Genomic DNA, 10,278 nt, shown 5'->3' with positions numbered 1-10,278 from the left:
AAATTTAGTAGTCTGCTAAGGCGAGTGAGTAAAGTTTTAAAATTTGCAAATTTGTTTTATAAAGTTAAATAAGTGTCGGACAAATTTTAAAATTTGCAAAAAGCTTTATAAATTTTAATTCTTAGGCACGAGTTCTAAGACGTTGCAGGCTCGTTTGCTGCCCATCTTGCAAGCTTTATCAAGGGCATTTGCAGATAGATCAAAGCTCTGCTCTACGCCGTTTCCTTGCAGATATTTTGTAGCTAGCTCGTAGCAAGCTTCGCTACTGCCATTTTCGCAAAGCGACTTAAATATCTCATAAGATCTAACCATATCTTTCTCCACGCCAAGACCTCGGCCTAGCATGTCAGCATATAAAAAGCAAGAGGTTTTGTCTTTGTTCTCGCACTCGCTTGAAAGCTTTTTAGTAAAGCTCTCGCAAGCTTTTACGTCACTTTTGTTGATGCAGTTTTGCATATTTTCATCCCAGTTTGCACTTAGAGATAAAACGGCAAAGGCTAAAAATAAAATGGATTTTTTCATAAATTTCCTTGAGAGAGATAAACCCCCTTTGGGGGAAAGGGGGTCATTACAAAAAGGAGGTTTCTTGTTGGACAAGTGGAATAATACAAGCCTCGTCTAAATTTAAAGCCAACTCTTATTTAACAAAAAACAATCAAACAAGATCTCTCTTGCTAAAGCCCAAATAGCCGCAAACTAGCAAGATCGCGCCAAGCACCAAAGGATAGATGATAGCATAAGCTACGAAAGTCGCTTTTGAAAATGTGCCTAAGATAAAGTAAGACGCAGTGCCGATGACTGCTAAATTTGGATCAAAAAGGCTAAGCGCTGCTATCCTAAAAAGCTCGATCGGATTTAACATCGCAATAGAGTAGATGACGTACTCATCGACAGAGCTTCGCATAAGCAGTCCAATGAGCGCTAGGTCGATAAAAGCTAGCATGATAAGCCAGAGCAAAAACGCCACGCCTTGTCCTGTTTCTTGGTTTTTGATAAGGCTTGAGATGAAAAAGCCAAGCGACAAAAATACGATACTTAGGCTAAAAAGTAGGCCAAAGTAAAGCACCAGCACGCCCCAAGGTATCGACACGCCCTTTATAAAGCCAACCACCACGCAAAGCAAAAGCGAGAACAAAAGCGGCACAAAAACGACAAATGTCCGCCCAAGCGCCTTGCCAAAGTAGTACTCTTTAAGGCTTAGCGGGAAGCTTAGCACGTACTCAAGCAGGTTTGTGTCCCTGTCTTGATTTATACTTCTAACGGTTGAAATGAGGATAAATATCGGCACGATGATGACGCAAATTTGTATAAACAAAAGTAGCGCCCTTGTTAGCCCAGAAAAGCCAAGCACGCGCGAGTCGGTCACTCCGCTAAATAAAAATCCTATCATCAAAGCAGAAAAAAGAAGAGCATAGATCGCAAACCACCTCGAGCGAAACGACTCTTTGACGTCTAGTTTTGCTATTAAAAAAAGGTTATTCACTCTTGCTCCTTAAATTTTCTTCTTTGATGATCTTGCCAAGGTCCATATAGACGCATCTATCAAGCAAATGAGCGATCTCATCTATGCGGTGCGAGATGAAAACTAGCGTCTTTTTTTGCGTGAAATTATCTAGCAAATTTTTAAAAGACTCCCTTGCTTTTACATCTAAATTTGCCGTTGGCTCGTCAAACATCAAAATTTCACTATCTTTGGCAAATGCGATGGCTATTAACATCTTTTGCTTCATGCCGCCAGAGAGCTTGTAAAAGGACTTGTTTAAATTTGCATGCAGGTCAAGCTCTAAAAGCTTGCTAAATTTCTCTATCTCTTCAAATTTGACATTTGAGCTTTTGCAGACAAACTCGCAAAGCTCACGCAGGCTAAATTTAAGTGGTGGCGGGGTTTGCGGCACAAATGAGATAAACTTTAGCGCCTCTTTTCTATCTTTTAGGGTATTTACGCCATTTATCGCGACGCTTCCGCTATTTGGCACAAACTCGCCCAAGATGATACGCATGAGCGAGCTTTTACCAGCTCCATTTTGCCCAAGTATCGCTATCTTTTCGCCAGCTTTTACATTTAAGCTAACGCTATCAAGTATCTTTTGCGAGCCAAAAATTTTCGTTACTTCTTTTATATCTATCAAAAAATTTCCTTATATGAGTTTCTTAAAGCCGTTGTCAAATTTAAGCGCATCTTGGTGGCAAACGTCGATACACCTGCCACAAAGCGTGCAGTCAGCCCCAGCTATCCTAAAGAGCTTTTTACTATCATCAGTTTTTGCCCCCTTTTTTGTCATAAAAAGCACGTGTGACACTAGGCAAACATCAGTGCAAACTAAGCAGTGGTCGCACTTTTCTTTATCCCAGCTGACCTTTATAGCATTTGGCTTTGCTAGTAGCGAATAAGTCGCTCCAATAGGGCAGACATATCTGCACCAAGCCCTGCGTGAGAAGAAAATCTCAACCACAAGCATAGCCACAACTAGCCAGATAGCGTGAAAGTAGCCATAGATGATAAATCTTGAAAATATCCCAACGACGTTAAAAATTTCAAAGACAAGGCTTGAGCTAGCAAAGCTAAGAGCCAAAAACAAAATGGTAAAAGCGTATCGCCACTTTGTGTCAAAAACTCGCGGTTTTACTATCTTTTTGGCGCGTAAATTTTCATGAATTTTCTCAGCTATCTCGCTTATAAGTGAGTACGGACAAACCCACGAGCAAAAGCCCCTGCCACCAAAAATGATGTAAAAGGCTAGGATGCTAAGCGAGCCGATTAGTAAATTTACATGAATTTCATGCGTTGCTAAAAAGACTTGCAAGCTCATAAATGCATCTGCTAGGTGAAAGCCAAGTATCCTTGAGGCGCTGATGTCGCCCTCTAAAATTTGCACATCGACCCTGTAAGAGAGCACAAATAAAAGATGAACCAGCACGATAGTAAAAATTCGCCAAAAACGTATGCTTGGGCGCTTTTTGCCATCTTTTGTAGTCGTTATTAGCGTGCTTAGAAAGCTTACGTTTCTAACGGTCGCGCGAACGTTATATTTATCCATTTTTACTTTTTAAATTTAGAAATTTCATCAGCAAGGCTGTTTAGATCGCTGTCACTAACGTTTGTTAGTAGTCCCTTCATAAGCGTGTTTTGCACCTTACCAGCCTTATAATCAGCTAGTTTTTTTAGTAGATCTTCTTTGCTTAGATGAGTGATGTCAGGCGCTACTATGCCTTTGCCATTTGCGCCGTGGCACGGAGCGCAAGAGGTAAGATACTGCCTACTAACGCCTTCATTTTGTGTCTTAGCCACGCTTAGGCTTAGCTCTTTTACCTTTTTTAGCTCATCCTCGCTGGCAAATTCCTCGCTAGACTTTGACTGCTCTTTTGAGATATTTTGCTCCACTTTTGGCTGAACGCTAGTTTCTACTTTCTCCTTTTTAGGCGGAGTTTGGCTTAGCATAAACACCATGATGCCGCATATCAGCACCGCTAAAATGATCGTTATGATTTTTCCGATTTTCATTGTTTGCTCCTAAACTGCGCATTAAAATCGCTTATCTCTTTGGCTAGCTTTCTAATCTCACTCTCATCCATCTTTTTAACAAGATCACGCATTAGCACATTTACCTTCTCTTTGTTTTTATAAGCGTTTATCATCTTGAAAATTTCATCCTCGCTCTTTGTTAGAAGAGATGGTCCGATGATGCCATTTGCATAATCATCGTGGCAGGCTGAGCACTTAGTGATGAAGTCTTTGCTAAGTCTGCCCTTTATAAGCCTTAAATTTATAGTTTGAAGTGGGCTTTTTACCATAGCAAGCGCTCCGATCTGGCGGCTTACGTTGTTATCTTCAAGTCCAAATTTTACGCTTTTTTCGCCGTGCATGTCGTATTTTATAAATTCATTTTGCTTATTTGCACTCTCGTTGTTTTCATTTTTTTCGACCTTTATGCTAGCACTTGTCGCCACCTTTGCGCCTTGCTCGCTAGCAGCCTCTTGCGCTTTGTCCTCGCTCTTTTCACAGCCGACAAATATCAACGCAGCAGCTATTAAAGGTATTATTGTTCTCATTTTTTCTCCTTGTAAATTTCATCATAACTCATCTTTGGAGCGATATTTATGATCTTTGCTGGGCAGACCTCAGCGCAAACACCACAACCCACGCAGCCATTTTTTATGAGTGGTAAATTTGCCTCGCTCATTGCTATCGCGCTATCGCCAACTGGGCAAAGCATGACACAAAGATCGCAAATTTGACCGATCTTGCCTTTTATCTTATCTTTTAGCGCCTCTTCTCTGTCATTATAGGCTTTGCGATCAAGCAGATGTTTAACGCCAGTTTCGCTTAAATTTTCTCTTTTAACGCTCAAACAGGCAGCCGTGTCACTTAAAACTGCAACGCCCATTTTGACATCGCCCACGACCTTTGTCGCATGATCGAGCGCACCGCTAGGACAGGCTAGCACGCATGGGAAAAGGTCGCACAAGTAGCAGCCTCGCTCTTTGGCGTCGATGTGAGCTGAGCCACTTGAGTAGCCATCTTCTATGTCAAGTAAATTTATACTGTGATAAGGGCAGACTTGCACGCACTGACCACATTTTACGCAAAGATCATCAAAGTCATCAACAGCACCTGGTGGCCTAAGATAGAGTTTGTCGCCACTACTTTTTGGCAAAAACTTGCCTATGGCGTATCCAGCCACCGCTGCGGCCGAGCCTATTATCATAAAATTTCTTCTATCCACGTTTCGCCTTTAAAGCGTTGAAATTTGAAACATCAAGCGGTTTTATCCTAGGCGAACTATCTTCAAGTAGCTTTATCGGTTCAGAAAATGGAGCGAGTTTGGCTAAGAAATTTAAGACGCTAAAGACGCTTGAGCCATAGAAAAACTGCAAATTTGGATAGTACTGCCAGAGCTGATCGATGTATGAGAGGTGCAAAAATGGCGTGTCACCGTAGCCATCTTTATCTCTATCAAAGCTCTCATACTCATCATAATAGTTCTTGCTCCATCTATTTAGTAGCATCTTTTCGCCTGGGGTGTCGTTTACGACGATGTCCATGTTGCCGATAAAGTCGTTGTTTTCAAAGATGCTTGTGCCTTGCGTAGCGTGAAAATAGACGCCAACTACGTTGTGTAAAATTTTATTGCCTACAAAATTTATAGTTGATCCTGGCTGAAACGGAGAGTTATCAAGCAAGATGCCACGCGCGTTATAGACAAGGGTGTTATTTTCTATCGTAAAGTCAGAAACGTCCTTTAGTCCGATGCCGATGCCAAAGGCGCCGTCACTATCCATAACGAGATTATTTTTTATATTTGAACTAGCCGAATACATAAAAAACATACCAACAGCATTGCCGATAAATTCGTTATTTTCGACTAAATTTTGATTAGCATACATAAAATGCAGCGAGTATCTGCTGCCAACTGCTTTGTTGCTTAGAAATTTATTGTGGCTTGCATACCATGCGACCATGTCACGGCTGTCGCGGATGTTGTTGCGCTCGATCAAATTTTCGTGGCTATACCAAAGTCTCACCGCATCGCCTCTAAAGCCAAGGCTAGCGCCTTTTTTTGAGGTGATGTTGTTTTCGGTGATCTTTGAGCTACTGCACTCTTTAAAGTCAATCCCAAAAAGCACATCGCTTATGTCGTTTTTAGAAATTTCAACGTTATTTGCCTTGTCACAGCCTATGCCAGCATCAAGCTCGCCAAGATCGTTGCCACTGCCACTTATCTTTAAATTTTTAAGTGTCACGTTTGAAGCGATGATCTTTATAACGCTGCCCTTGCCGTCACCTTTTATGTGGGCATTTTTGCCCTCGCCGATGATCGTAAGAGGCTTATTTATCGTTATGCCACCTTCATAAACGGCATCCCCCAGCTTTATCACATCGCCAGGGCTAGCGTTATTTATCGCATCTTGAAGGACGTTTGCAAAGCCAAAAAGTGGCAAAAAAACAAGGGCAAATTTACAAATTTTACGCATTTAGCTCTTTTTTCTTTGAAAATACGGCAAGTATGCAAAGCACGCTCATAACCATCATCACCCAAAAGCCGATAGTTGGGTATGAGTGCGTTGTAAAGTGCGCCACGCTACCATCGCCTAAGACCGTTGGCATAAATGGCTTGATCTTAAAGGCGCCCCACTCTTGCATGTTGTGTCCATACCAGTATAGCCAGCCCACAAATGCACTCATAAATAGCACAGGTGCGATGATGGTTGGCACCATAAGAAGTGAGTTAAATTTACCGTCATAGTATAAAAACGCAAGCATGCAAAGTGTGGCGATAAGTAGATAATAAGGTGCAATCGCTCGCTCGACATTGCCGCCATGCTCCATAGGATACATGCCGATGTAGTGGTTTATCGTATTCATCTCGTGCACGTCGCCACTATATCCATCTACGTGAAAATATACTGGGATGCCATCTGGAAAGGCTGCCTTTGGATAGTTTGGCGCTTCAAGAGATACGTACCAGATAGGAAGAGATGGCGTGCCGATCTCTGCTTTTTGCTCGATCATCTTATGAAGATCGCTTGCCACCTCTTTTGGTAAAAGGTGGTTTTTATACTGAAATGAGCTATAAAGATCATAGATAGTGTAAGCATAAGATGGTAGCTCGTCGCCATTAGCTATACGCTCCTTTGCTCCGTGCCAGCCAAGAACTGGCAGAGTAAAACAAACGCTCATAATGATAAGTGCAACAATGGTATAAATTTTATATTTACTCATAATCTCTCCTTTAAATTTTAAAATTTAGCCTAGCAAAAGTTAAATTTTAAAATTTAAAAGGGGCAAAAATGCCCCTTAAAACTACATACCTGCGTTTTCGTCTATCCATTTTAGATACTGGATGATATTTTTGATCTCTTCGTCGTTCATGTGCTGATTTGGCATTCTAAGTTTAAAGAAATCAATCATCGCTTTAACGTAGTCGTCGTTATAGAATTTAGCAGGATCTTTTATAAAGTCTGCTACCCATTTTTCGCCGTTTTCATGTCTTAGCAAGACGCCAGTTAGATCTGGGCCTGAGCTTACTTGACCGATAACGTGGCAGCCATTACATCCGCCTTTTAGATAAGCTTCTTCGCCTTTTGCAGCAGCTGGGCTCATCGGAGTTGCGATCTCTTTAGCTAGGTTGTTTTTAGCTCTTAGACCAACGTCGGCAGTTTTTACCATGTATTGCCATACTTGGTACTCCCAAAGGATAGCGCCATTTACGTCGCCTTTTTTGTAAGCCTCGTCAGCTTTAGCTTTTACCTCTTTGATGTGGCCATATTGATCAAGTGCGTCATCAACCAAAGCTTTTACTTTTGGATATTTCTCATAATGTTTCTCTTTTAGGTATTTAACAACCTCTTGGATAACATCATCAGTTGCTTTGTTAGTTGCGATTACTTTGTCGTACTCAGCTTTTAGAGCCTCTGGGCTTAGAGTTTTTAGCTTGCTATTTTTTGCAGATTCATATTTTTTATTTGGATCTTTAACAAGTAAGTAACCCATCATCTCTAGGTGAAGTGCTGAACAAAACTCGGTGCAGTAGTATGGGAAGACGCCTTCCATATCAGCTACGAAATTTACTGAAGCAGTTTTGCCAGGCTCTAGTGAAGCGTGGATGTTGTAAAGGTCGATGCCAAAGCCGTGAGTCTCATCTTGAGCGCGCTCTAGGTTTGTTAGGTGAATTGTTACGTTATCGCCTTTATTTACCTCGATGTGCTCTGGGTTGATGTGGCTTCTGATCATTGTCGCATAGACAGTTACGTTTTTGCCGTTTCTCTCAACTCTTTCTTGACCAGCTAGAGTTGCGTATGGGCTAGCCTCGCCTGTTCTTGAGTTTGTACCCATGTTGTAAGTAAGCGCTGGAGTTAGCTTGCTAGCAGCGATTGAGACAACGTCGTGTGGTTCACCAAGTGGGATAGGCATATCATAGATTAGATCCATTTTTGCACCAGTGATGTCTATTAACTGGTGGTTTTGTGGATGAAGTGGGCCAACTGGGTTAAAGCGATCGATTGAAAGTTTATCAAGTGCGATTGCGTATTTGCCCTTAGGTTTTGCTGATTTGCCCTCCATTGTATCAAGGTGACCGATGTTGTAATGAACATTTACCTTATCAAGCACTTTTAAATTTTTGTAGTCCCATTTTACGATTTGGCTATCAACGTAAAGTGAAGTATAAAGTATGCCATCTTGTGAGTCAAATGATGTGTGCAGTGGTCCAAGGCCAAGTTCGACTTGTCCGTGCATTGTCTTTTCTCTATCTAAGATAGGTATGCCGTATGGGTCAGTGCCAGCGTACTCTTTTTTGTCGATTAGCTCTTTGATCTTTTTAAAGTCATAAACTGATGCGTGAGTATCAAGCTTACCGCCAACGATGATGTATCTACCATCTGGTGTTACGTCACAACCATGTGGGCTCTTTGACTCTGGGATCAAAAATAGTGCCCCAGCTTTTACAGCAGCCTCTATCGTAACTACCCTGTGGCCATTTACAACTTTGTAGTTTTTCTTGTCTTGTGCAAGTTTTTCTAAAATTTGCCAGTTATAAACGTGTAAGAAGTCGGTGTCATTTCTACTAGCACCTGCCTCAAATGGAGGAAGGCCTTTTTCGATACCACCTGTATACATCTCGCTATTTATTGAGTTTGTAAAGCCCCAGCCGTAGCTCTCGCCCTTACCAGCGTCACTTAAGTCTTGCCAGTATGGAGGAAGCTCAAGTGAGAAAGATGCTTTCTCGTCGATCTTGCCTTTTGGATAGTCAAATTTCCAAAATGTCACAGCACCTCTATAAACCGCCTCGTAGTCGTCCATAGAGTGGTAGTTATCATCAAGTGGAGCTGCGTACTGGCTGGCTTCGATGACATACTCGCTGTTTGGAGTGATGAAGCTACCGCCGTGGTCGCTCTTCATGATAGGGTTTACGACCATTTGAGTTGTCTCAAAGTCTTTTAAATTTATAACAGCGATCCTTGGGTTTGCCTTGTCGTTGATAAATAGATAATCACCAACATACTCACCATTTTTCTCAGTGAAATTTGGGTGGTGTGTATCGCCCCAAGTTATCTCTTTGCCCCTGATGTTGCCTTCTTTTAAAACAGCTTTTGACTCGTCGTCATAGCCATATCCTTGCCAAGGCTCTGGGGTGAAAACGCCGATGTATTTGTAAATTCTCATCGACGGAACGCCATAAACTAGCACTTGACCACTCTGCCCGCCAGATGAAAAGACGATGAAATCATCTTTTTTACCGCTTGGCTGGTAAGTCTTAGCAGCTGCAAGGACATCTTTTTCGCTTAGCCCGCGCTCTTTCATGACTTTTTCAAGGTCACTACTAGCAGCACAAGCAGCAGTTAAAGATAGCCCAAGCAGTGCAGCACTTGCGACACAAAATAACTTTTGCATTTACTCTCCTTTTTAAAATGAATTTATCTCTAAACTCTTTGTCTTATTACCTAGATCCACGCCAACAAGCACGTTTTTATCTATAAAAATTTCTTTTATCTCGCCGCTAAAAAGCTCCTTTTTACCCTTTAGCTTAAAGCTTTTGTCAAATTTATAGATCGCTCCGTCCTCGCTAGCTACCAAAACCTCATCTCCCGCGCAAGCAAGAGCTGAAATTTTAGATCTTAAAACTTGTTTTTTAGCTCCACTTTTAAGATCTAAAATTTCTCCGTTTCTAAAGCCTATGAAAATTTCATCATCACTAAATTTACAAGCACTAATGGGCGCAAAGCCAATGCTTTTTTGCTCTTTTGCGTTAAGCTTGCTATCAAGCAAAAACGCCTTGCCATTAAAGCTTGTAAAAAACACTCCACCGCTAAGCGGTAAAAAGCTAGAAATTTTATAAACATTGTTAAAATTTTTTGATATAAATTTTTTAGAACTCTTGTCAAAAATAGCGATCGTTACGACATTTGCCATATCGCAAGCGACGTAAATTTTCTCTTTATCTAGCAAGATATTTGAAACCTTACAGCCAACATTTGGCAGAGCAAATAAAAATTCCTTCTCGCTAGCTACCTTTACAACCTCGTTGTTTAAATTTGCAACGTAAAAAGAGCTCTCATCAAAAGCACATCTTTGATCTTTGTAAATTTTCTCCTTTAGTCCTAGGCTTTTTGTCTCGCCATCTTTTACAAAGATGATGTTTTGACTATTTTCATCGACAAAACAACCTCTTTCTTCGGCAAAAAGCACTATCAAAGATAAGCTAAGACATAGCAGAAATTTCATTATCTAGGTTGCTTTCATCGTAAATTTAAAATTTGTAAAAACTATACAAGCATAAC

11 protein-coding genes are annotated in these 10,278 nt (G+C 41.2%); all 11 read right to left on the bottom strand.

The features are described 5' to 3' along the window. Window positions 1–114: 114 nt before the first annotated feature. The 11 genes from F3G86_RS09070 to F3G86_RS09020 all read right to left on the bottom strand — a co-directional run bounded on the left by F3G86_RS09070 (window position 115) and on the right by F3G86_RS09020 (window position 10,222). A complete protein-coding gene (locus tag F3G86_RS09070; RefSeq protein WP_103559177.1) occupies window positions 115–522 on the bottom strand; it encodes a tetratricopeptide repeat protein in 408 nt (135 codons plus the stop codon). A 133-nt stretch (window positions 523–655) separates the two neighbouring features. Beyond that, complete coding sequence (locus F3G86_RS09065; protein WP_009295293.1) at window positions 656–1,483, bottom strand: ABC transporter permease; 828 nt, start codon at window positions 1,481–1,483, stop codon at window positions 656–658. Beyond that, the gene (locus tag F3G86_RS09060) at window positions 1,476–2,129 is read right to left on the bottom strand and encodes an ABC transporter ATP-binding protein (RefSeq protein WP_103580951.1); all 654 of its coding nucleotides are present in this window, start codon (window positions 2,127–2,129) and stop codon (window positions 1,476–1,478) included. The genes F3G86_RS09065 and F3G86_RS09060 overlap by 8 nt, the downstream gene beginning before the upstream one ends. Window positions 2,130–2,138: 9 nt before the next feature. Then, window positions 2,139–3,038: a NapH/MauN family ferredoxin-type protein gene (locus F3G86_RS09055; protein WP_149723666.1), complete on the bottom strand. Its 900-nt coding sequence runs from the start codon at window positions 3,036–3,038 to the stop codon at window positions 2,139–2,141. A 2-nt stretch (window positions 3,039–3,040) separates the two neighbouring features. Next, a complete protein-coding gene (locus tag F3G86_RS09050) occupies window positions 3,041–3,502 on the bottom strand; it encodes a c-type cytochrome (protein ID WP_103613217.1) in 462 nt (153 codons plus the stop codon). Next, on the bottom strand, window positions 3,499–4,050 hold the full coding sequence (locus F3G86_RS09045) for a c-type cytochrome (RefSeq protein ID WP_149723665.1): 552 nt from the start codon (window positions 4,048–4,050) through the stop codon (window positions 3,499–3,501). The genes F3G86_RS09050 and F3G86_RS09045 overlap by 4 nt, the downstream gene beginning before the upstream one ends. Further along, window positions 4,047–4,724, bottom strand: a complete 678-nt coding sequence (locus F3G86_RS09040; RefSeq protein ID WP_149723664.1) for a 4Fe-4S dicluster domain-containing protein — start codon at window positions 4,722–4,724, stop codon at window positions 4,047–4,049. Before F3G86_RS09040 ends, F3G86_RS09045 begins: the two co-directional genes overlap by 4 nt. After that, a complete protein-coding gene (locus F3G86_RS09035; protein ID WP_149723663.1) occupies window positions 4,717–5,973 on the bottom strand; it encodes a nitrous oxide reductase family maturation protein NosD in 1,257 nt (418 codons plus the stop codon). Before F3G86_RS09035 ends, F3G86_RS09040 begins: the two co-directional genes overlap by 8 nt. Then, window positions 5,966–6,721 carry a hypothetical protein gene (locus F3G86_RS09030; protein WP_021087210.1) on the bottom strand — a complete coding sequence of 252 codons (756 nt, stop codon included), beginning with the start codon at window positions 6,719–6,721 and terminating at the stop codon, window positions 5,966–5,968. Before F3G86_RS09030 ends, F3G86_RS09035 begins: the two co-directional genes overlap by 8 nt. An 81-nt stretch (window positions 6,722–6,802) precedes the next feature. Next, window positions 6,803–9,391, bottom strand: coding sequence for a Sec-dependent nitrous-oxide reductase (nosZ, locus tag F3G86_RS09025; protein ID WP_149723662.1), 2,589 nt, complete (start codon window positions 9,389–9,391; stop codon window positions 6,803–6,805). Window positions 9,392–9,403: 12 nt separating this feature from the next. Beyond that, on the bottom strand, window positions 9,404–10,222 hold the full coding sequence (locus F3G86_RS09020) for an ATP-dependent protease (RefSeq protein WP_149723661.1): 819 nt from the start codon (window positions 10,220–10,222) through the stop codon (window positions 9,404–9,406). Between the last annotated feature and the right edge of the window lie 56 nt (window positions 10,223–10,278).

The organism is Campylobacter concisus, from assembly GCF_902460595.1.
GTDB lineage: Bacteria > Campylobacterota > Campylobacteria > Campylobacterales > Campylobacteraceae > Campylobacter_A > Campylobacter_A concisus_BL.
Note: the sequence above shows the minus strand (reverse complement) of the source record. Positions and strands in the feature narration are given on the sequence as shown.